Origin of the sequence: Lentisalinibacter salinarum (assembly GCF_040706555.1) — a bacterium.
In the GTDB taxonomy this organism is placed as follows: Bacteria; Pseudomonadota; Gammaproteobacteria; order Steroidobacterales; family Woeseiaceae; genus Lentisalinibacter; species Lentisalinibacter salinarum.
Genome location: NZ_JAPDRH010000002.1, coordinates 684,871 through 706,219 on the forward strand (window position 1 = coordinate 684,871; position 21,349 = coordinate 706,219).

18 protein-coding genes are annotated in these 21,349 nt (G+C 67.7%); 7 read left to right on the plus strand and 11 right to left on the minus strand.

Annotated features, from left to right (window positions below):
* Window positions 1-143: 143 nt before the first annotated feature.
* Together ACJMKZ_RS06135 and ACJMKZ_RS06140 are read right to left on the minus strand one after the other, a co-directional pair.
* On the minus strand, window positions 144-1,049 hold the full coding sequence (locus tag ACJMKZ_RS06135) for a lipase family protein (RefSeq protein ID WP_405232307.1): 906 nt from the start codon (window positions 1,047-1,049) through the stop codon (window positions 144-146).
* 9 nt (window positions 1,050-1,058) lie between these two features.
* On the minus strand, window positions 1,059-1,751 hold the full coding sequence (locus ACJMKZ_RS06140; RefSeq protein WP_405232308.1) for an HAD family hydrolase: 693 nt from the start codon (window positions 1,749-1,751) through the stop codon (window positions 1,059-1,061).
* A 100-nt stretch (window positions 1,752-1,851) separates the two neighbouring features.
* Here ACJMKZ_RS06140 and ACJMKZ_RS06145 point away from each other — a divergent pair, with 100 nt between their 5' ends.
* Complete coding sequence (locus ACJMKZ_RS06145) at window positions 1,852-2,271, plus strand: VOC family protein (RefSeq protein ID WP_405232309.1); 420 nt, start codon at window positions 1,852-1,854, stop codon at window positions 2,269-2,271.
* Between the two features lie 178 nt (window positions 2,272-2,449).
* Here the strand turns inward: ACJMKZ_RS06145 and ACJMKZ_RS06150 are convergent, their stop codons facing one another.
* The 8 genes from ACJMKZ_RS06150 to ACJMKZ_RS06185 form a co-directional block, all read right to left on the minus strand.
* Window positions 2,450-3,355: a DMT family transporter gene (locus ACJMKZ_RS06150; RefSeq protein WP_405232310.1), complete on the minus strand. Its 906-nt coding sequence runs from the start codon at window positions 3,353-3,355 to the stop codon at window positions 2,450-2,452.
* Between the two features lie 58 nt (window positions 3,356-3,413).
* Window positions 3,414-4,265: a methylated-DNA--[protein]-cysteine S-methyltransferase gene (locus ACJMKZ_RS06155; protein ID WP_405232311.1), complete on the minus strand. Its 852-nt coding sequence runs from the start codon at window positions 4,263-4,265 to the stop codon at window positions 3,414-3,416.
* 79 nt (window positions 4,266-4,344) lie between these two features.
* Complete coding sequence (locus ACJMKZ_RS06160) at window positions 4,345-5,964, minus strand: BatD family protein (RefSeq protein WP_405232312.1); 1,620 nt, start codon at window positions 5,962-5,964, stop codon at window positions 4,345-4,347.
* A 53-nt stretch (window positions 5,965-6,017) separates the two neighbouring features.
* Window positions 6,018-7,901, minus strand: coding sequence for a VWA domain-containing protein (locus tag ACJMKZ_RS06165; protein ID WP_405232313.1), 1,884 nt, complete (start codon window positions 7,899-7,901; stop codon window positions 6,018-6,020).
* Complete coding sequence (locus ACJMKZ_RS06170) at window positions 7,891-8,982, minus strand: vWA domain-containing protein (protein ID WP_405232314.1); 1,092 nt, start codon at window positions 8,980-8,982, stop codon at window positions 7,891-7,893. The genes ACJMKZ_RS06165 and ACJMKZ_RS06170 overlap by 11 nt, the downstream gene beginning before the upstream one ends.
* Window positions 8,979-9,458, minus strand: a complete 480-nt coding sequence (locus ACJMKZ_RS06175; RefSeq protein ID WP_405232315.1) for a DUF4381 domain-containing protein — start codon at window positions 9,456-9,458, stop codon at window positions 8,979-8,981. The genes ACJMKZ_RS06170 and ACJMKZ_RS06175 overlap by 4 nt, the downstream gene beginning before the upstream one ends.
* Window positions 9,459-9,468: 10 nt before the next feature.
* Window positions 9,469-10,428 (minus strand): DUF58 domain-containing protein, encoded by a 960-nt coding sequence (locus ACJMKZ_RS06180; RefSeq protein WP_405232316.1) that lies wholly within the window; start codon window positions 10,426-10,428, stop codon window positions 9,469-9,471.
* Between the two features lie 23 nt (window positions 10,429-10,451).
* Window positions 10,452-11,450, minus strand: coding sequence for an AAA family ATPase (locus ACJMKZ_RS06185; protein ID WP_405233145.1), 999 nt, complete (start codon window positions 11,448-11,450; stop codon window positions 10,452-10,454).
* A gap of 67 nt (window positions 11,451-11,517) precedes the next feature.
* Here ACJMKZ_RS06185 and ACJMKZ_RS06190 point away from each other — a divergent pair, with 67 nt between their 5' ends.
* From ACJMKZ_RS06190 to ACJMKZ_RS06215, 6 genes are all read left to right on the plus strand, one after another.
* Entirely contained in the window at window positions 11,518-12,192 is a 675-nt protein-coding gene (locus ACJMKZ_RS06190) for a hypothetical protein (RefSeq protein ID WP_405232317.1), read from the plus strand.
* Window positions 12,189-12,683 (plus strand): DUF192 domain-containing protein, encoded by a 495-nt coding sequence (locus ACJMKZ_RS06195; RefSeq protein WP_405232318.1) that lies wholly within the window; start codon window positions 12,189-12,191, stop codon window positions 12,681-12,683. The genes ACJMKZ_RS06190 and ACJMKZ_RS06195 overlap by 4 nt, the downstream gene beginning before the upstream one ends.
* A gap of 202 nt (window positions 12,684-12,885) precedes the next feature.
* Window positions 12,886-14,844, plus strand: coding sequence for a S9 family peptidase (locus ACJMKZ_RS06200; protein ID WP_405232319.1), 1,959 nt, complete (start codon window positions 12,886-12,888; stop codon window positions 14,842-14,844).
* Window positions 14,845-15,185: 341 nt separating this feature from the next.
* Complete coding sequence (locus ACJMKZ_RS06205) at window positions 15,186-18,005, plus strand: TonB-dependent receptor plug domain-containing protein (RefSeq protein WP_405232320.1); 2,820 nt, start codon at window positions 15,186-15,188, stop codon at window positions 18,003-18,005.
* Between the two features lie 164 nt (window positions 18,006-18,169).
* Entirely contained in the window at window positions 18,170-19,399 is a 1,230-nt protein-coding gene (locus ACJMKZ_RS06210) for a hemolysin family protein (protein WP_405232321.1), read from the plus strand.
* A gap of 29 nt (window positions 19,400-19,428) precedes the next feature.
* Window positions 19,429-20,553, plus strand: a complete 1,125-nt coding sequence (locus tag ACJMKZ_RS06215) for a PQQ-dependent sugar dehydrogenase (protein ID WP_405232322.1) — start codon at window positions 19,429-19,431, stop codon at window positions 20,551-20,553.
* Between the two features lie 273 nt (window positions 20,554-20,826).
* On the opposite strand, the gene ACJMKZ_RS06220 is transcribed toward ACJMKZ_RS06215, so the two are convergent.
* Window positions 20,827-21,282, minus strand: a complete 456-nt coding sequence (locus tag ACJMKZ_RS06220) for a tellurite resistance TerB family protein (RefSeq protein WP_405232323.1) — start codon at window positions 21,280-21,282, stop codon at window positions 20,827-20,829.
* Window positions 21,283-21,349 lie beyond the last annotated feature (67 nt).

Sequence of the window (21,349 nt, forward strand, 5' to 3'; positions counted from 1 at the left end):
AGTTCCTCCACGCCACCGCGAGCACGGCCGTCATGCGGGGGTATCCATCGCCGCGACCTTTTGTCGGGAGCAAGATGGGTACCCCCGCAGGGCGGCCAGGAAAGAACGGAGTCCGGCAGGGCCGGTCGGGCCTGAAGGCCCTCCTACGTTGCCGTTGAGGAGCGCCACCAGTCGGCGATGATGCCGCCGGTGGTGCGGTTGACCAGGTAACCGTACTCGCTGTGCACGTTCAGCTCGCCGTCCTTGCGGAAAAAGTTCAGCACCTCGTAGTCCTCGATGTCCGCGATCAGCCCCGCGGCGAGCATCTCCCGGTAGTCGCGGCGGAACGAGCGGTCGAGTGCCGTGAGTTCGCCGATGGCCGCCACGTTCACCCAGCGGCGGATATTATCCGGGTAGCGCTCGGCCCCGTCGGCGTCCCGGCCCTTCAGCCGGCGCTGCACGAAGCGCTGGCCGAGCGGGCTGCCGAGAGTGAGTAAAAGATCCACTCTGCCGGGATGACCGTCGACGCGGGAGAGTTCCCACAGGGCATCCCAGGCGATCACGGAGCCGAGCGAATGGCCGATCAGCAACACCGGTCGGCCCTCTCGCCAGGCGGCATCCAGACGCATCTCCAGCCGGCGCCGCACGCGCCGGCCGATCTCCCTGACATCGTTCAGATACCGGCGCACGTCCTGCAACGTGACCTGCATGCGCTCGTCGGCCAGGTGGGGGATCAGGAACGGCAGCAGGTCCCCCAGGATGTAGGCGAAACGCTTGAGCCGCTTGCCCCAGGAGCGCGCCTCGGCGGCATCCTCTTCGGTGGGTCCGGGCGTGGCCAGTAATTCCTCGATGGCGACGAGATCGGGCTCGATGTCGGCGTGGGTGTTGTAGAAGACCCAGGTCCAGTCCGCCAGCGTCAGGCAGTCGCCGCAGTCGGACATGGCAGCGGCGACGTCCGCGTCCGCCCGGCGGACGCCCTCGAGCATGGTGCGCCAGATCTGCTCACGATGGCGTTCCGGCTCCGGCTTCGGCTTCATGCCGGGAACGAAGATGATGACGGGGCGTGCCACGGCCCGCCCTCAGTCGGTCCCGAGCAGGTCCAGCAGGGCGTCGAAGTCCGGCACTTCCGCGTGGGGCGGTTCCAGCTCGTCCGGCCACTGCTCTCCTCTGCGGTTCACCCAGACCGTCAGCATGCCCGCCCGGCGCGCGCCCTCGATATCGTGATCGGGATGATCGCCCACGTGCAGCACCTCGGCCGGCTCACTGCGCGCGTGCTGCATGGCCTGCGCGAAGATCTGCGGGTGAGGTTTCGGCGCCCCCGCCGACACCGCCGTCACGATGCCGTGGAACAGATGCCCTACGCCGATGCGATGCAGGTCCGCATTGCCGTTGGTGACCGCCACCAGCCGATAGCGGGGATGCAGGCGCTCCAGCGCCGGCAGCACGTCCTCGAAGAACTCCACCTCGTTGCGGTGGCGGTCGAACACCTCGAAGGCCTCGTCCGCGAGCGTTTCCGCATAACCCACAGCCAGCGCCATCTCGCGCATGACCTCACGGCGCAGGAAACGGAAGTCGTGGGCCTGCTCCGGGTTGGCTGACACGATCTTCTGTCGCAGCGTCAGCATGTCCGCCGGCTTGAACCTCTGCGGGATGCGCGGATAACGGGTGGCCAGCCACTCGCCGAGCTTCTCCTCGGCACGGCGGATCACCGGCGCCACGTCCCAGAGGGTGTCGTCGAGGTCGATGGTCAGTGCGCGGATACTGTTCAGCATGGATTCCGGATCCGATCGATGATTCGCGACGGGCCTCGCCGCGTGGGCCGCTATAATGGGTGTTCCGCTCACCGTTTCACAAGTGACCGCCGGGGTGACGATGAAATACCTGCACACCATGGTACGCGTCAGCGATCTCGACGAATCGCTGGACTTCTACTGCAACAAGCTCGGCATGCGAGAGATCCGGCGCCACGACAGCGAACAGGGCCGCTTCACGCTGGTCTTCGTCGCGCCGCCCGGCAACGAGGAATGCCCGCTCGAGCTCACCTTCAACTGGGACCCGGAGGAATACGGCGAGGGCCGCAACTTCGGCCACGTCGCCTACCAGGTGGAGAACATCTACGACACCTGCCGGCAGCTCATGGACGCCGGCGTGACCATCAACCGCCCGCCCCGCGACGGCCGCATGGCCTTTGTGCGCTCGCCCGACAACATCTCCATCGAACTGCTGCAGAAGGGCGACGCGCTGGCACCTGAGGAACCCTGGGCGTCTATGGGCAACACGGGCCACTGGTAACCCCATGCAGGAGGGCCTTCAGGCCCGACCCGGCTGTAGGAGGGCCTTCAGGCCCGATTCCTTCTTTCCTGGCCGCCCTGCGGGTGGATAAGGGTCGTGGGGTCGTCCGGGCCGACTGGAGCCAACGGACAATGGTAGGAGCGGCTTCAGCCGCGATTGATCGGGCCTGAAGGCCCTCCTACCGGCGCTTCGCGCCGGAGACGCTCGGCTGGTCCAGCGCCGCCGACGCCGGCTGGGTCGGCGAGCGCAGCGTGATCAGCAGCACGCCGCCCAGCGTCAGCACGCCGCCGAGGACGATCCTGAGCGTGAGCTGGTCGTCCAGCAGCAGCACGCCGAACATCACGCCGAACAGGGTCGACATGAGCATCAGCGGCGAGATCAGCGAGACGTCGTAGCGCTGCACCAGGTAGTAGGTGGCGCCGTGGCCGAACAGGCTGGCACCGATGGCGGAGAACCCGACCGCCGCCCAGCCCATCGTATCGACGCCGGCGATGGCCGCCGCCTGGTTGTCCTCCAGGCCGAAGGAGGCAGCCGCCAGCAGCGGCCAGGAGATGGTCGCGAGCCAGCCCTGCAGCTCGAAAACGCTGACGCCCTCCAGCTTCTTCATGAGCAGCATGCCGCTGGCCGCCATGAGGGCACCGGCGATCACGAAGGCGAGCGCGGGCAGGTAGCCGAGCACCCGCGGGTCGAAGCCGATGATCATCACGCCGGCGAACGACAGCGCGATGCCGGTCCAGCGCTTCCAGCGCACCTGCTCGCCGAGGAAGAGGACGGACAGGACGGTGGAGAACGGCACCGCGAGCTGCAGCGCGATCGCCACCGTGGAGACGTCGTCCGCCAGCGCCAGCCCCTGGTAGATCAGCGTGAAGTGCAGCGCGCCCATGCTGAGCGCCACGCCGGTGATGAGCAGCATGCGCCCGCGGATGATCTTCAGCACCGGGAACAGCACCAGAAACAGGAGCAGGAAACGCAGCGAGGCGAATGCGAGCGGCGGCAGCTGCTCCATGACGAATTTGGCCGCCACCAGGTTGAAGCCGAAGACGAGATTGACGGCGAGGACGAGCGCGATGTGCGGCAGGCTCATTAACGGACCGGCGGCGGCGGAAGGAGGCCGCGCAGGATACCACCGGGCAGCGCAGCAGTCAGACCGCGGCGGGCTCCGATGACGGCTGGCAGCGCTCCCAAGCGAGCATGGCTCGCTTGCGGTCCGGGCCCCAGCGATAGCCGCCCAGTGCGCCGTTGCGCCGCAATACCCGATGACAGGGGATCAGCCAGGCCACGGGGTTGGCGCCGACCGCGTTGCCGACGGCGCGGGACGCCCCCGGGCGGCCTGCGCGTGCGGCGAGTTCTGCATAGTCGGTCGTCTCGCCCGGCGGCACGGCGAGCAGCGCCCGCCAGACCTGATGCTGGAAGTTGGTCCCGCGGACGTGCAGCACGTGTTCGCATGCACCGCTGCGGAAGATCCCGTCGAGCACGGCGCCGGCCTCCGGGTCGCGCGTAATGCGCGCACCGGGCCAGGCGCCGGCGAGCTCCGCCAGCAGCTCGGCCTCGGACCGTTCGCCGGCGAAGCCGAGCTCGACGATCCCCCGGGGGCTGCGCGCAAGGAAAGCGCGGCCGAAAGGCGTATCGCCGGTGCCCGCCCGCAGCGTCACGCCGGCGCCGCCGCTCTTGAACTCGCCGGGGGACACGGCCTCGATGCTGACGAACAGGTCGTGCAGCCGCCCCGGCCCCGACAGGCCCGCTCCCCAGGCAGCCTCCTCGACGCTGGCGTCGGCCAGCAGGTCCGCCTCGGCGCTCACCAGCGACAGGCGACGCAGATAGCGCAGGGGCGAGAGCCCGGACCAGCGGCGGAACAGGCGGCTGAAGTGGGCCGGGCTGACGCCGGCCACCGCCGCAATCTGCGAGAGCGTGGGATGGTCCCGGTAATGGGCATCCATGAAGGCGATGGCCCGCTCCACCCGCGCGTAATCGCTTTGTCTGAGAGGTGTCGTCATGGCAGCGAGGATAGTGGCGCCCGGCAGCCGGCACCACCCGGTTCTTGCGCGGGTTCCGGCATTTCCGGCGCCGGTCGATTCAGGCGAGGTGATCGAGGACTTCGTCCGCCTCGCTGGCGCCGCGCCGGCGGCCGCCCCGGGTCATCGCTTCCAGCTGACGGCCGAGGGCCCGGCCGTCCCAGGTGCTGGCGGAACCGCCGTAGCGCGAACGATTGAGAAACTCGATTTCTTCCGCGGCCTCCGACGGCAGGCGTTCCGCGAGCTCGCCCAGCGAGCGCGGCGGCGATTCGGGCCAGCGCACGGCGCCCCAGGCCAGCAGTGCGTCGATGGCCGCGGCGGAATCGCCGCGATTGCACGCCTCTTTCACCGCCTTCAGCCGCCGCGCCTCCTGGCGAAATCTCGGCGCCTCCCGCGGCACCGGGCGCACGCGCCGGGTGCGATGGGCGTACCACCAGCCGATCAGCGTCAGCACCCAGCCGCCGGCGAGGATCAGACTCATCCGGTACCAGAATCCTTCCCCCGCAGCAGACGACGTCGGCTGCATCGCCGCGGGCAGCTCGGGCGGCGGCGCCGCCGGTTCCGCAGCGGCGCCCGGCAGCACCTCCAGCGCACGGGGCGGCAGGGTGGCGATCTTCCACTCGGCCGCCCGCACGTCCCACCACGGCACCTCGAGCGCCTCGAACTCCACCTGGCCTGCCTCGGAGGCCACCAGCGCGAAACTCTCCCGGCGAATGCCGAGCACCCCATCTTCCACGCCCAGCGTCTCCAGTTCCGGCTGATCCGAGTAGCTGCGCACCCCGTCCGGCGCCGGCAGGTCCAGCCCCGGCAGCTGGTTCGCCAGCAGCCCGGTCGCCCGCAACTCGATGCGCCGCGCCACCGGCTCGCCGGCGGTCACGGGGCCCCTGGACGGCTCCCATTCCTCATCGAGACTGACGTCGACGGCGGGCAGCCAGGCCGCGTCGGGGTACGACGCCGGCGGCGGCGGGATCGGCTGCACCTCCACGGTCACGGGTTCCGACGTGAACACCTTGCGCACGGTGCGCATGCCCTGATCGAGCAGGCGGGCCTCGAAGCGCGCCCGGCCGATCTCCAGCGTGCCGCTGGCCTGGGGGAACAGCGCGTAGCGGCGCTCCAGCACCGTGTAGGTGCGCCCGCCGATCACCGAATCGTAGCGGCGATCGTCGTCGAAGGGCTGCACCAGCACCTCCACCCCGTCGAACGACGGCTGCACCAGGCGCGGCTGGCGCGACGACACGCCGACGAATATCTTCACCGAATAGACGACCTGGGCCTGCACCCAGGTCTCCCGCGCATCCACTTCCGCGACGAGAAAGATGTCCGCCTCGCCGGGCGGCGCCTCCTCGATCTCCTTCACCGTGACGGTGATGGGCTCGCTGGAATCGCCGCCTATCGTGAACGCCGGTATGGTCAGCTCGCCGGTGCGCCTGGCCATCAGCGAAACCGTCCAGGTGCGCGATCGGCTCACCTGGCGGTTGACCATGGTCGTGCTCGAGGTGCGGTTCTCGCTGAGGACGTCGAAGTCCTCCTCGAGCACGGTCAGGTCCGGTTCGCCGGTCACGTCCCCCCCCACCTGCACCTTCAGCGTGAACGACTCGTTGATGCGGACGTCGCGGCGATCCACGGTCGCCGTCACCGACGCGAGCGCCAGCGTCGGCAGCAGCATTGCGACCGCACTCACGAGCGCGACCATGGCGGATTTTGCGGAGGCTGCGGCAATGACTCGGGACCTGCTCACCACGGCTGCACCTCTTCCTGTTCCGTCCACAACGGGTTGCCGTCCTGGTCGCGGCCCTCGCGCTGATACTGATCGCGGAACTTGCGCCGCAGCAGACCGCCCGGGTCGTTCGGCACCCGGCGCAACCACTGCTCCATCGCCTGCATCTGCTCCTGCCGGCTGCGCTCGTCACCGGAGGCGGCCGCCATGCGGCGCGAGCGCTCGCCGCCGTCTTCTCCCGCCTCCGCGGCTTCGGCGGCACGGCGCATTTCTTCGCGGAGTTCCTCGATGGCCCGTTGCTCTTCCGCATCCGCAGGACTGGACCGGCCGTCGGCCTCGGCCTGGCTGCTGCCGTCCGCGCCCTGTTCGCCGGCCGGCTCGCCGTCCTGCCGCGCGCCGCCGGACTCGCCGTCCTCGCCCGCCTGCTGCTGATTCTCCGCGGACTGCTGCTGGCCGTCCTGGCTCTGCTGGCCGTCCTGACCGTCGCCGGACTCGCCCTCGCCGCCGGGCTGCTGTTGCTGTTGCTGTTGCTGCTGGAGCTGTCGCAGCAGATCCAGGTTATGGCGGGCATCCTCGTGGTCCGGCTCGGCCGCCAGCGCCTGCTCGTAGGCTTCGATCGCGGCCTCGAACTCACCCTGCCGGGCGAGCGCGTTGCCACGGTTGTAGGCGGCGTCCACGGTGTCCAGTCCGGCGAACGCCTCCGCGCTGGCCGCATAGTCGCCGGCCCGATAGCGGGCGGCCGCCTCCCACGCAGGATCCTCGAACAGTTCGGCCGCCTCGCCGGCACGGCCCTCTTCCAGTGCGCGCGAGGCCTGCTGGTCCGGGGTGAGCCACAGGTCCTGCCACTCCGCTGCCTCGGCCGGCCGCGGCAGCGGCATCGCCAGCACGACGAGCACGAGCAGCCAGCCCCGGCGGAACGCCAGCGCGGCCAGCGGCAGCAGCGCCAGCACCAGCCAGGGACCCCGGTCGTGCCAGAGTTCCGTGAAGAACTCCCGTCCGTTGCCTTCATCGCCGGCCCGGGTGCCGGCGACGCCCGGGCCCATCGCCGCGAGCACCGCCTCGAGGTCGCCGTCGTCCACGCTCAGCCGGTGGTAGATGCCGCCGCCGGCGATGGCGATCTCCTGCAGCAGGCTCTCTTCCAGCGCCGGCAGCACCATGCGACCGGACTGGTCCGTGACGAAACCGCCGTCCGCTTTCGGCAGCGGTCCGCCCTCTGCCGTGCCCACGCCCAGCACCGACACCCGGTAGCCGGCATCCCGCAGCGCCGCGGCCGCGCGCACCGATTCGCCGGCCGCGCCGTCGCCGATCAGCAGCACGTGGCCGCGGCTCGCACCCGCCTGCTCCAGCAACTCCCGCGCCTTCGCGAGCGCCCGCTCCGGCAGGCTGCCCCGGCTCGGCATGATGTCCGTGCTCAGGCTGCCCACCAGCGCTGCGATGGTGTCCACGTCGTCGGTCAACGGCGTCACCGTGAAGGCGTGGGCCGAATAGACGATAAGCGCGGTCTGTCCCTCCTGCCGGCGCTCCAGCAGATCGAGGAGTTTCAGCCGCGCCCGGGCCAGCCGGCTGGGCGCCACGTCCGCCGCGTCCATGGAGCGCGACAGGTCCAGCGCCACCACCAACGAGTCGCCGCCCCGGTACAGCTCCTGCTTCTGCCGCTCCCAGGCCGGCCCTGCCAGGGCGACGGAGGCGAGCACGCCGATGGCCGCCACCAGCCAGTACGGTCCGCGACCGCGGGCAGCGGTGCCCCGATCGTCGAGCACGTAGGGGCGCAGGCGCTCGTCGATTACGGCGCGCCAGCTGCCTACGTCGAGGCGCCGGCTCGCAAGCCACCAGGCCAGCGCCAGCACCGCCGGTATGGCCAGCAGCCACAAGGGGCGCAGGAAGTGGAACTCAGCCGGCACCGGGCAGACCCTCCTGCGGCGAGACCGGCCGGGACGCGGCGAACGCGCCCGACAGGGCCTGCAGCGCGAGGCTCGCCAGCATCAGCGTGAACGCACCGCCGAGCGGCCAGTAGAAGATGTCGACCACCGGCCGCATGCCGCCCTCGTCCGTCGCCGCCGGCTCCAGTTCGTCGAGGATGCGGTAGATCTCCTGCAGCGAGGCGGTGTCCGTGGCGCGGAAATAGCGCCCGCCGGTGGTCTCTGCAATGCGCGTCAGCGTCTCCTCGTCGAGGTCCAGCGACGGGTTCACCTGGCGCATGCGGTTGCCGAGCAGCGAGGGTATCTCCATGGTCTCGGCGCCGATGCCGATGGTGTATATCTTCAGCCCCACCTGGCCGGCCAGCTCGGCCGCCTTCAGCGGGCTGATGGCGCCGGCCGTATTGGCGCCGTCGGTCAGCAGCACCAGCACCTGCTCGCCCTCGGCCACGCCGCTCTGGCTCTCGTCGTGGACGCGCTTCACCGCCAGCGTGATGGCGTCACCGATGGCCGTCTTCTCGCCGGCCAGTCCGATCACCGCCTCGAACAACAGCGTCTTCACCGTCTCCCGGTCGAAGGTCAGCGGCGCCTGCAGGTAGGCGCGCTCGCCGAACAGGATCAGGCCGAGGCGATCGCCCTCGCGCCGGTCGATGAACTCGCCGGCGACCGCCTTCGTGGCGGAGAGCCGATTCACCGTGCGACCACCCAGCGTGAAGTCGCGGGCCTCCATGCTGCCCGACAGATCCACCGCCAGCATCAGGTTGCGGCCGGTCACCGGCGCCTCCAGCGCATCGCCCGTCACCTGCGGGCGGGCCGCGGCGACCACCAGCAGCACCCATGCCAGCGCCCCGATGAGCAGCCGCGGGCGCAGCGCGAAGCCGCGCTCGGTGCCCTCTGCATGGGGGAACAGCGCCGTGGACGGCACTCGCAACGCCGCTCTGTCGGCACCCGCCGCCGGCGGCAGCAGCCAGCGCACGAGCACCGGCAGCGGCAGCAGCAGGAAGAGCCAGGACCACGCGAAACGGACCTCGGTGAGCCAGGCCGGAATATCGCCGAGCCACGTCACTCGCCGGCCTCCAGGTGTCTCAGCCGCGCCCGGCAGAGTCCGAGCAGCGCCATGGCGTCGACCACCCGTTCCTCGGGATCCGGGCAGTACGGTGCATCGGCGAGGCAGCGGCCGGGGCCCTCGCTGAACGGCCGACCGGAAAGGCCGCCGTCGAGCCAGGCCAGCCATTCATCCCCGGTCACGCCGGCGACCCGGCGGCGTCCATCCGCCGTGATCGCGGCGCGCCGCATCAGGGTGGAGAGGTCCTTCGCGAGCTGCGCGACGTCGCCGTGGGCTGCATAGTTCTTCTCGATGCGTTTGAGTTCCGCCAAACCCGCCCGCCGGACCCGGGTCCGGCGCCGCCAGGCGAGCCACGCCCACGCGGCCGCACCCGCCAGCACGAGCGCCAGCAGCGCCCACCAGCCCGGCGCCGGCGGCCACCAGCCCACCGGCTCCGGCAGGTGGATATCTCTCAGCGGTAGCTCGGCGGGGGACATCGTCGCCTCCTCAGCGCGGCCGCTGGCCGAGCACGCGGGACAGGAGCTCCATCGGATCGTCCCCGGTGGAGGCATCCACCCAGCGCATGCGGTAGCGCTCGAACAGTGTGACCATCTCGTCGCGGCGGCGGCGGAACTCGTCGGCGTAGCGCTCCCGCAGGCGGCGGCTGTCCGTCTCCAGCGTGGCCTCGCCGCGGCCGTCGCGCACCCGGTAGCGCCCCGGCGGCGGCAACGCTTCCTCCAGCGGATCGTGCAGGAAGAACACGATCACGTCGTTGTGCCGGCCGATGTCCGCCAGGCAACGCCGGGCGGACTCGCCGAAGTCCCGGAAGTCGCTGAACAGCACCACGAGGCTGCCGGTCTTGGCCACCTGGCGCAGGCCGCCCATGGCGGACTCCACGGCGGTGGCACTCTGTGACAAATCGAAATCTTCGCGCTCCCAGACCGGGGCCGCGGCCGTCTCGTGCAGGAAACGGAGCACGGCCCGGCGGCCGAGCCGGGGCCTCAGCTCGCGATGGAAGCCTTCCGCGAACAGGAACCCGCCCACCCGGTCGCCGTGGCCCGCCGCCACCCAGGCGAGTAATGCTGCCGCTCGGGCCGCGAGCACCGACTTGAACCGCCCCCGGGTCGCGAAGTGCATCGCCGCGCGCAGATCCAGCCACAGGAGCACCGGTCGCTCCCGCTCCTCGCGGAACAGCTTTGTGAACGGCTTGCCGGTGCGCGCCGTCACCCGCCAGTCGATGTTGCGCGGGTCGTCGCCGTCCTGGTAAGGCCGGGCCTCGGCGAACTCCATGCCGCGGCCCTTGAAGTGGGAGAGGTACTGGCCGCCGCGCCGCGCGCGGGCGCGCATGGCATCCAGGCTCAGCAGGCGAGCCGGCGCGGCCAGGCGGATCAACTCCGCCTGGGTGACGCGGACCGGGGACTCGCCGGCCGCCGGACCGGATGCTGTTGCCTGGGATGCCTGCCCCATACCGCTGACGTCTCCCCCTCCGCTCAGGGTACGCCGACGCCGGCGATCAACCCGTCGATGAAGGCATCCGGGGTGAGTCCGTCGGCCTCGGCCTCGTAACTGAGGAGCACCCGGTGGCGCAGCACGTCCGGCGTCACCGCCTGGATGTCGTCGGGCCCCACGTAGTCGCGGCCGCGCAGCCAGGCGTGGGCGCGGGCGGTGCGGTCGATGGCGATGCTCGCCCGCGGACTCGCGCCGAACTGGACGGCGCCGGCCAGTTCGCGCTCGATCCGCTCCGGGTCCCGGGTGGCAAGCACGATGTCCACGATGTAGCGCTCCAGCTCGTCGGCCAGATGCAGTCTCAGGATCTCGCCGCGGGCCGCCATCACGTCGGCTTCGGGCAGCTCGGCCGGCGGGCTGAAGGGATCCGACGCGCGGGCCTTCGCCTCCTCCCGGTTCAGCACCAGGATGCGGCGCTCGTCCTCGGCGCTCGGATAGTCCACGACCGCGTGCATCAGGAACCGGTCGAGCTGGGCCTCCGGCAGCGGGTAGGTGCCTTCCTGCTCGATCGGGTTCTGGGTCGCCATCACCATGAACAGCGGCGGCAGTGGATAGGTTTTGCTGCCGACCGTGATCTGGCGTTCCTCCATCGCCTCCAGCAGCGCGGACTGCACCTTGGCCGGCGCCCGGTTGATCTCGTCGGCGAGGATGAGGTTGTGGAACAGCGGCCCGGCGCGGAACTGGAAGGTGCCGTCCTGGGGACGGTAGATCTCGGTGCCGGTGAGGTCGGCGGGCAGCAGATCCGGCGTGAACTGCAGGCGATGGAAATCGCCCTCGATGGACTGGGACAGCACCTTGATGGCCCGGGTCTTGGCCAGGCCGGGCGCACCTTCCACCAGCAGGTGTCCGTCGCAGAGCAGGGCGATCAGCATCCGATTGACCAGGTGCTGCTGGCCGATGATCAGGCCGCTGACATGGTTCTCCAGGGCCTGGAATTTCTCGTACAGATCCACGGTTTCCTCCGCACCGAAGGGGCGCGACATTGTAGGATTGGCGGCGTCGCGCGCCAAACCTTCACCGGCCTGCGCACCGGACGGGGACTCTCGCTGCATGGTATTCCCTTTATCAGAAAGCCGTCGCCATGGCCGGGCCGCCCCGCGCCCCGGCGGACTTCTGTGGACCGCGGCCGGCGGCAAAAATTCGCTGCTGCCGGTGCTCTGCCTGCTGCTGGGCGCCTCCGCCTGCGCCGGTGAAGGGGAAGACGCTCCTGCCGGCACTGCCGCCGGGACCCTTGCCGATGCCGCAGGGAGATCCTGCCTTGAGGACGGCGGCGGCTATCTCGCCGGACGGCTGTACGGCGCCATCGATGCGCCGCTGAACTGGCGGGGCGACGCCCTGGAATGCGAGGGCATGCCGCGGCCGGACGGCGCCGGGGCCCGGCTGCGCTTCGCCCGGCGCATCGCCCCCACGGACGCCGACCTGGTGATCATCGTCGGCATCGACGGACTGGACCCGGACGAGACCGTCACGGGCCGGGCCGCCACCGTCACGGTCATCGACGAGCATTCCAGCCGCTTCTACTCCAACAGCGGCAAGCAGTGCTGGGCCGACGTCACCCGGCAGGAACCCGCGCCCGGACCGGAGGATACCCGCGCGGTGAGCGGCCGGGTCTACTGCACGGCCGCCCTGCCCGCGCTGAACGGCCCGGGGAGCATCAGCCTGGACGAGCTCGAATTCCGCGGCCGCATCGACTGGGCGCCGTCGCAGGACCCGCTGTCGCCATGAGCCGATTCGCGCTCGTCGCCCTCGCGCTTCTCCTCGCGAGCGGCCCGGCCGCCGGCGAAAACCCGGGCGACGAATCCACGTCGGCACTGGATGCCGCCTTCGGCCGCGCCGTCATTACCGTCGAGGGCCGCCTGGCCTGCCACAGGATCGAAGTCTGGCTGGCGCTCAATTCCGCCCAGCGGGCCCGCGGTCTCATGCACGTGCCTGCGATGCCCGACGACCGGGGCATGCTGTTCCTCTACCCCGGCGAGCGGCGCGTATCCATGTGGATGAAGAACACCCTGATCCCGCTGGATATGGTGTTCATCAGGGCGGACGGCACGGTCGCCAACGTGGCATCACACACCGAGCCGCTCTCGCTGGAGTCCGTTTACTCACGCGGTCCGGTGAGCGCCGTGCTGGAACTCAATGCCGGCGTCGCGGCGCAGCTCGGCATCGAGCCCCGCCGGCGCGTATATGTGGGTCACGCCGTCCAAGAGACGGGGAGATGACCCCATGTCGACGGCCTGACAAGTCCATTGTCTCGCCTCGGAAACTTTCTTTGGCTACTATCGGTCGCAACCCAAGAACGTAGGAGGGCCTTCAGGCCCGATTGCCACGGCCATATTTCCTCGGCTCGATACCGATGCGGTTGTCGGGCCTGAAGGTCCTCCTACAGGCTTCCAATATGAACAAGGTCTACCAGGAGCAGACATGAAAAGGATCAACTGTTATCTCGCGGCACTGGCGGCCGCCCTCATGCTCGCAGCGCCGGCCATGGCCGTCGAAGAGATTCCGGTCGAGGATTTCTTCAAGCGCTCGCTGTTCACGAGCTTCCAGCTGTCGCCGGACGGCCAGTACCTCGCTGCCGTGACACCGCTGTTCGAGAACGACCGCCGAAACATCGCGGTCATCAATCTGGAGACCCGGGAGGCCGCGGCCATCACCGGCGTGAAGGATCGCGACGTCAGCGGCTACATGTGGGCGAACGACGACCGCATTCTGTTCTTCATGGACAACGACGGTAACGAGTCCTTCGGCATCTTCGCCGTGAACAAGGACGGCTCCAGGCCGCGTACGCTGATCGAGCCGGCCGAGACCCAGATCCGCGGCGGCAGCTTCGTCGTTCTCACCGCCTCGGTACTGAACACGCTGGACGACGACAAGGACGAGGTCCTGGTATCCGTGCCGCGCCAGTACCACGACACGGTGGTCCAGGACGTCAAGCGCATGAATATCTACAACGGCAAGATGCGCAACGTCGAGCGCAACCCGGGCAACATCGTCGGCTGGCTGCCGAACGACGAGGGCGAGATCATCGGCGCCGTCGCTCTGGAAGACGGCAAGCGCAAGGTGCTCTACCGCGAATCCGAGAAGGATGACTGGACCACGCTGATCGAGTTCAAGGTGGCGGAAGGCGGTTTCACGCCAGCGTGGATCAGCGACGACGGCGAGCGGATGTGGGTGCGCTCCAACGTCACGCCCGACGGCAAGGAACGGGACAAGGCGGCCATCTACGAGTACGACCTCGAAAACAGGAAGCTCGGCAAGCTGATCTTCGAGCATCCGGAAGTCGATGTCGGCGGAGTCGTCGCCTCGGACGTTAAGGACGACGCCGTGATGATCACATACAACGCCGACAAGCCCGGCTACCACTACGTGGACCCGGAATGGGAGCGGATGATGAAGTCCATCAAGGCCGCCTTCCCGGAGAAGCAGGTGTCGCTGTCCAGCGCAACGAAGGCCGAAGATCAGTTCGTCTTCACGGTCTGGAGTGACCGCAATCCCGCCGAGTACTACCTGTTCGACCGGGAGACGAACAAGATGGAGCAGCTGGCCATCGCCTACGAGTGGCTGCCCGAAGAGAAGCTGGCGAAGATGGAGCCGGTGGACATCGAGGCACGGGACGGCCTGACCCTGCCGGCCTACCTCACCCTGCCCCCGGACAGCGACGGCAAGGGCCTGCCACTGGTGGTGAATCCCCACGGCGGCCCACGCGCGCGGGACACCTGGGGCTTCAATCCGGAGGTGCAGCTGCTGGCCAACCGGGGTTACGCGGTGTTACAGGTCAACTTCCGCGGGTCCACGGGCTACGGCCAGGAATTCGACAAGGCCGGCTGGGGCAAGTGGGGCGCCGAGATGCAGAACGACATCACCGACGCCGTGCAGTGGGCCGTCGACGAGGGCATCGCCGACCCCGACCGTGTCTGCATCTACGGCGCGAGCTACGGCGGCTACGCGGCCATGGCCGGCATCACGTTCACGCCGGAGCTGTATCAGTGCGCCATCAATTACGTCGGCGTCACCGATATTCCGCTGCTGTTCGAGACCATGCCGGCCCAGTGGAAGATGCTGCGGGCAGAGATGAAACGGACCATAGGCGATTACGACGATCCCGAGGAGCGTGCCGACATGGCCGCGCGCTCGCCGATCAACCACGTCGAAAAGATCCGCGTGCCGCTACTGATGGGCTACGGCGAGGAAGACCCGCGTGTGGTGATCGACCACGCCCTCAAGCTCGAGGAGAAGCTCAAGGCCCACGATGTGGAGTACGAGCTCATCATCAAGGAGGACGAGGGCCACGGGTTCCGCAAGTTGGAGAACCAGGTGGAGTGGTACACCAAGGTCGTGAACTTCCTTGACGCGAACCTGAAGAACCCGGACAAGGGCTGACACGACCCCCGCGGCGGGGCGCGAACGCCCCGCCGCGCAGGAGGATGCGAAAGCCTCTCAATCAGACGGCTCCCCCAGGGGAGCCGTTTTTTTTCATGAAAACAATAACCTGCGAAACCATTTTTGCGGTGATGCAGTAATCTCGACTTTGTTGTGACAGTGCAACATAAGTACACCCCGCAAAATAGACACTTACGCCGGAAATCTGCTAAATTCCACGGAGGTCGTCGTCTTGCTGCAACAGGTGGGACGACGCCGGATAGCATAAGAAGACTGACTAGAAACCCAATGGAATCCGTCATCCGGCGGAATCCGCCAAGTGACATCCGGGAGGCTTGGTAATGAAAATCCTGAACCTGCAACGCTGGTCTGCGTTAGTAGCCAGCGCTCTGCTAGTACTCGGTGCCATGGGCACCACGACCGCCTTCGCGCAGAGCGAAGAAGACGAGGACGAGGAGAGCGCCGAGCTCGACCGTGTCGTCATTACCGGTTCGCGTATCTCGCGCACCGCGATCGAGGGCCCGAGCCCCGTTACGGTGATCGACCGCGAACAGCTCGACCGTGAGGGCTTCACCACGGTCCAGGACGCACTGAAGTCGCTGAACCAGGTCACCGGCCTGTCGCAGAACGAAGCGCAAGCCGGCACGTTCACGCAGAACGCGAACTCCATCGATCTGCGTAACCTTGGCCCCGGCCGCGTGCTGGTGCTGGTGGACGGCCGCCGTATTTCCGATTACCCGCTGCCCTACAACGGTCAGTCGAATATCGTGAATATCTCGGCCATCCCGCTGGCTGCCGTCGACCGGATCGAGTTCCTGGCGAGCGGCGCCTCGGCCATTTACGGTTCCGACGCCATCGCGGGCGTGGTCAACATCATCCTGCGCGATGATCTGGCCAACTCCCTCGATCTGAACGTCCGTTACGGCGATTACACCGACGGCGGCGGCGAGAGCGTCCGCTTCCAGGGTGTGGGCGGCTTCCTCGGCGACAACTGGAACATCACCTACGCGTTCGAGTACTTCGACCAGGATCCGATCTACGCCTTCCAGCGCGACTTCATGGACAGCACCGAGGACGCACCGCGGCCGAGCGAGCGCATCGCCAGTCGTAACGCCGTCGAGATCGACCTGTTCGGCGGAGACACCACTCCGATTTACATCGATCCGCGTGTGGCCACCGGCGAGGCGAACCCCTGCGCCGATTTTCCCGATCTCGTGCTGTCCAGCCGTCCTGACCCTGCCGTGGGCGAGCGCTTCTACTGCGGCAGCAAGACCTGGGTCGGCGAACAGACGATTCTTAACGGCCGCGAACAGGTGAACTTCTATACCAAGGGCGCCCTGGAACTCGGCAATCATGAACTGTTCGGCAGCGTCAACTACTTCCAGGTGGATGCCGACATCGACACCGGCTTCAACTACTACTTCAACCTGACGCCATTCTATTCGCCGAACTCCGCATCGACGGTTCTCGGCCCCGGCAACGGCACGATACTGCAGATGCAGCGCATCTTCACGAACGCCGAGATCGGCGGCCCTGAGGCGAAGTTCCAGGAATTCGACGAGGAACTGATCAACTACCAGGTCGGATTCCGCGGCCAGCTGTTCAGCCCTTACTGGGATTACGAGCTGTCCTGGAACTCGTCGAACTACGATCTGAAGCGTGACCGGACACTGCTCGTCGAGGCCGCCGTCGAAGACTACTTCTTCGACGTCATTCCCGGCGCTACGGATCCGCTGTTCAATTTCTATCCAGTGGCAAATATCGACTATGACGCGGTGTATTCGCCGATCACGCCGGAAATCTGGCAGTCGATTACCGACGTTGGTAAGACCAACGCCGATTCTTCGAACGACGTGATCCAGGGCGTGATCACAGGCGACGTGTACGATCTGCCGTCCGGTCCGGTCAGCATGGCTGTCGTCGCCGAGTGGGGCACCCAGGATTACGATATCAGTCTGGATCCCCGGCTCGTGTCCGCCGATTACTTCTGGGGTCTGACGGGCACCGGTGGCGGCGGCGAGCGTGATCGCTACGCGCTCGGCGTCGAGTTCGCCATTCCGCTGCTCGACACGCTGCAGGTCTCTGTCGCCGGACGCTACGACAAGTACGACGATATCACCCAGGTGGACGATGCCTTCACCTACAACCTGGGTGTCGAGTACCGCCCGACGGACCGCATCCTGCTGCGCGGCTCCTGGGCCACGAGCTTCCGCGCACCCGACATGCACTACGTGTTCGCGGATCCGAGCGGCTTCTTCACGACGGCGGTCGACGAGTACCTCTGCCGTCGCGACGAGCCCGGCGTACCGTTCTCGGATTGCACCTACGACGCCGAGAACTTCTTCGGAACCCGTGCCGGTAACCCTGGCCTGGAGGAAGAGGAAGGCGAGTCCATCACCCTCGGTTTCGTGGTCGAGCCGATCGACAACCTGACGATCACCGCCGACTGGTGGCAGGTGGACCTCGACAACATCGTCGTGGACAACCCGATCGCGCGTCTGCTGGAGACCGAGGCAGACTGCCGCCTCGGCCTGAAAGACATCAACACCGGCGAGTGCCAGGATGCCATCTCCCGCGTCATCCGTAATCCGGCCGACGGCACGATCAACTCCGAGCGGATCGACCAGGTCAACACGGGCCCGATCAACGCCGCCAACAACAAGGTCACGGGTATCGATGCGTCTCTGGATTACAACGTGGAGACGAACGGTATTGGTACCTTCTCGCTCGAGCTGGGCTGGACCCATGTCCTGGACGATGACTTCAGCGTCTTCCCCGAGGATCCGGTGGACAACGTCCGCGACCAGAGCATCAACTGGCGCAGCCGCGTCCGTGGCACGCTCGGCTGGCAGTACGGCGATTTCCGCGCCACGCTGTTCGGCGAGCGGTTCGGCTCCACCCGTTCTTACCTGGGTCAGGTGAACGACGAGCTGGCCGAAGAGCCGCGCATGGGCCCGCAGATGATCTACAACCTGACCGCGGGTTACACGTTCATGGACGGCAAGGCCGACGTGCTGTTCGTCGTCAACAACCTGTTCGACGAGAAGCCGCCGGTCGACCAGAACTGGTCCGGCTGGCCGTACTTCGAGTGGTTCAACTACTACCAGTTCTCGCTGGGTCAGTCCTGGGCCCTGCAGGCGAGCTACCGTTTCGACTACTGATCGAAACACACTGTCCGCATTGGACGAAAAGCCCGGCTTCGGCCGGGCTTTTTTTTGTGTGTATGATTCGTGTGAATGAATGTAGGAGGGCCTTCAGGCCCGATTTGTGAATGAATCGGCGCTGAAGCCCCTCCTACATCGGATCCGACACCCGAGGAAAACCCATGCTCGTCTTCGTCGCCGCCGTCTCGGTGGCTCTCGTCTTCTCCTTTCTCTGCTCCATCTTCGAGTCGGTGCTGCTCTCGGTACGCTACTCCCGGGTGGAGGAACTGGCCCAGAGCGGCAAGCGCTCGGGACGGCTGCTTCGCCGCTTCAAGCGGGACATCGACACGCCCATCGCGGCCATCCTGATCGTGAACACCGTCGCCCACACGGTCGGCGCGTCGGTGGCCGGCGCCAGTTACTCGAACGTGTTCGATCCGCAGACGCTGTGGATCTTCACCATCGTCTTCACTATCGCCGTGCTGCTGTTCACGGAGATCATCCCGAAGACGGTGGGTGTCACCTATTCCGATCTGCTCGCGACGCCGGTCGCCTTCGGCATACAGGCCTTCACCGTGGCGCTGAAGCCGCTGGTGGCGGTGAGCGGCATGCTGTCCCGGGCGCTGCGCGGCGGCGGCGAGGAGATGCCCATCACGTCGGTGGAGGAGATACGCCTGCTCGCCTCGCTGGGCCGGCGCGAGGGCAGCGTGGGCCTGCGCACGGCGTCGATGATCGTCGGCGCCACGCATCTGCGTCAGCTCCGCGCCGTGGACGTGATGGTGCCGCGCGCAGCCGTGCGTTTCCTGTCCGGCACCATGAGCAGACAGGAGCTGCTGCAGACGCTGAAGGAGGAACGCTTCAGCCGTTTCCCCTGGTCGCCCGGCGAGGACCTGGACCAGGCGGCGGGCATCGTGCTGGCCAAGGAACTGCTGATCCACCTGCAGGAGCACGAGGAGGTGGACTGGGAGTCGCTGGTCCGCGAACCCCTGATCGTGCCGGAGACCAAGCCGGTCAACTCGCTGCTGCTGGCCTTCCAGGAGACCCGCACCCACATGGCGCTGGTGGTGGACGAGTACGGCACTTTCCTCGGCATCGTCACCAACGAGGACCTGCTGGAGGAGATCGTCGGCGAGATCTACGACGAGACGGACCGTCCGACGGAGGAGATCTGGCGCCAGCCCGACGGCAGCCTGCATGCGCTCGGCACCGTGGATCTGCGCAAGCTCTGCGGCCAGCTCGGCCTGCGCTGGGAGCCGGAGGCGGACGTCGTCACCGCCGGCGGCCTCGTCAGCACGCTGCTCGGCCGTCTGCCGGAGGTGGGGGACGAGGTAGAATGGAGAGGCTACCGCCTGCGCGTCCTGGCAGCGGGACGGCGGCGCGCGGAACGCATCGCCGTAAGCAAGGTCGACTAGAAGACGAAGAAGAAAAAGGGAGAGATTCCATGCTGCGGGTGTCCGTATGGTCGATTCTGGCGGCCGTGCTGCTGGCCGGTGTGTCTGCCGAGGGGCGAGTGGAGCGATTCGGGACGGAGCGCCACGACGTCGAGGTGTCCGTCGTCACCGACGGCCTGAGCCATCCGTGGGGGCTCGCGTTCCTGCCCGACGGCGACGGTCTGATCACCGAGCGAGGCGGCACCCTCCGCCTGGTGCGCGACGGCGCGCTGCTGCCCGACCCGGTCGCCGGCCTGCCGCCCATCGATCAGCACGGTCAGGGCGGCCTGCTGGACGTGGCGCTACACCCGGATTTCTCGTCCAACCGGCTGGTCTATCTCTCCTACGCCGGCCGGGGCGACGACGGCTACAGCACCGAGGTGCTGCGCGGCCGGCTGGAGGGCGACTCCCTCGCCGACGTGGAAGTGATTTTCCGCGCCACCCCCAAGATGGATGGCAAGCGGCATTTCGGCTCCCGGCTCCTGTTCGGACCGGACGGCAAACTCTACGTTTCGCTCGGCGACCGCGGCAACCGGCCCTCGGCCCAGGACCTTGCCTCCCATAACGGCTCGCTGCTGCGGCTGAACCCGGACGGCAGCGTGCCGGCAGACAACCCGTTCGTCGGCCGCGACGGCGCGCAGCCGGAAATCTGGGCCTACGGCAACCGCAACATGCAGGGCATGGCGCTCAGGGCGAACGGCCAGATCTGGACCCACGAGCACGGCCCCCAGGGCGGCGACGAAGTGAACCTGATGCGTGCCGCCGTGAACTACGGCTGGCCCGTGATCACCAACGGACGCAACTACGGCATCGGCACGAAGATCGGCGAGGGCGAACAGAAAGCCGGCATGGCTCAGCCGGTCCACCATTGGGTGCCATCCATTGCCCCTTCGGGCATGGCCTTCTACAACGGTGACGCCTTCCCGGCATGGAAAGGCGACCTGTTCGTGGGCTCGCTGAAATTCGGCCTGCTCGTGCGGCTGACCCTGAAAGGCGACGAGATCGTGGCCGAGGAGCGCATGCTGGACGATGCCTATGGCCGCATCCGCGCGGTGGCCGAGGGTCCGGACGGCCTGCTCTGGCTCCTCACCGACGAACGCAACGGCAAGCTCCTGAAGCTGACCCCCGCCGAATAAAACGTAGGAGGGCCTTCAGGCCCGATTCGGCTGTGGGAGGGCCTTCAGGCCCGATTCCTTCTTTCCTGGCCGCCCTGCGGGGGTATCCATCTTGCTCCCTACAAAAGGTCGCGGCGATGGATACCCCCGCAGGGCGGCCGCCTCGTGGTGGCGTGAAAGCGCTGCCGGTCAGTGACGCTTTCTGACTGGTGCCATCCTTTTGGGCCACGGGCACGTCAAGAGAAGGTGACATCGGCCAGGAAGAGCCGAATCGGGCCTGAAGGCCCTCCTACATTATTTTTCGAAGAACCGCTCGTATGCCGAGTGCATGACCTCCGGCGGGATCTCCAGCACCTCCGCGGCATAGTGCAGGACGTCGAGCTCCGCCGACTCGCGGCGGCCGTCGGCGGCGATCAGCTCCAGCATGAGGATTGCCACCTCCTCTTTCTCCGACGGGTCCAGCAGGTTCCTGAGCGCCCGCAGCTGGGCCTCGAGTTCCTCGGGCTCCGGCGCCTCGGTCAACGCGTTGGTCAGCAACTCCAGCGCCTCGGCGCTGCTCAGGCGGAAGTGGCTCTCAGTGATGGCGAGCATCTGCGAGGTCTCAGCCGTGGAGATAGTGCCGTCGGTCTTCGCGATGCGAACGAGCAGCGAGGCGATCAGGAACTGGAAGTCCCGGTCGGTCATGATGCCCTGGGCATCCACCGCTTCGCCGGACCTGAGCCGCAGGGTATCGCGTGGAATAGTGGCCATGGCTGTTCCCCCGCCATCCGCCCCGGACGCCGCCGGGGCACCGCCCTAGTTTATCCATCCTGCCGCG

Excerpts from the sequence above, each read along its gene's own strand:
- ACJMKZ_RS06140 (WP_405232308.1), bottom strand. The coding sequence starts at position 1,751 with ATGCTGAACAGTATCCGCGCACTGACCATCGACCTCGACGACACCCTC.
- ACJMKZ_RS06180 (WP_405232316.1), bottom strand. The coding sequence starts at position 10,428 with ATGGGGCAGGCATCCCAGGCAACAGCATCCGGTCCGGCGGCCGGCGAG.
- ACJMKZ_RS06195 (WP_405232318.1), top strand. The coding sequence starts at position 12,189 with ATGAGCCGATTCGCGCTCGTCGCCCTCGCGCTTCTCCTCGCGAGCGGC.
- ACJMKZ_RS06190 (WP_405232317.1), top strand. The coding sequence starts at position 11,518 with ATGGTATTCCCTTTATCAGAAAGCCGTCGCCATGGCCGGGCCGCCCCG.
- ACJMKZ_RS06215 (WP_405232322.1), top strand. The coding sequence starts at position 19,429 with ATGCTGCGGGTGTCCGTATGGTCGATTCTGGCGGCCGTGCTGCTGGCC.
- ACJMKZ_RS06205 (WP_405232320.1), top strand. The coding sequence starts at position 15,186 with ATGAAAATCCTGAACCTGCAACGCTGGTCTGCGTTAGTAGCCAGCGCT.
- ACJMKZ_RS06175 (WP_405232315.1), bottom strand. The coding sequence starts at position 9,458 with ATGTCCCCCGCCGAGCTACCGCTGAGAGATATCCACCTGCCGGAGCCG.
- ACJMKZ_RS06210 (WP_405232321.1), top strand. The coding sequence starts at position 18,170 with ATGCTCGTCTTCGTCGCCGCCGTCTCGGTGGCTCTCGTCTTCTCCTTT.
- ACJMKZ_RS06145 (WP_405232309.1), top strand. The coding sequence starts at position 1,852 with ATGAAATACCTGCACACCATGGTACGCGTCAGCGATCTCGACGAATCG.
- ACJMKZ_RS06185 (WP_405233145.1), bottom strand. The coding sequence starts at position 11,450 with ATGTCGCGCCCCTTCGGTGCGGAGGAAACCGTGGATCTGTACGAGAAA.
- ACJMKZ_RS06150 (WP_405232310.1), bottom strand. The coding sequence starts at position 3,355 with ATGAGCCTGCCGCACATCGCGCTCGTCCTCGCCGTCAATCTCGTCTTC.
- ACJMKZ_RS06155 (WP_405232311.1), bottom strand. The coding sequence starts at position 4,265 with ATGACGACACCTCTCAGACAAAGCGATTACGCGCGGGTGGAGCGGGCC.
- ACJMKZ_RS06220 (WP_405232323.1), bottom strand. The coding sequence starts at position 21,282 with ATGGCCACTATTCCACGCGATACCCTGCGGCTCAGGTCCGGCGAAGCG.
- ACJMKZ_RS06200 (WP_405232319.1), top strand. The coding sequence starts at position 12,886 with ATGAAAAGGATCAACTGTTATCTCGCGGCACTGGCGGCCGCCCTCATG.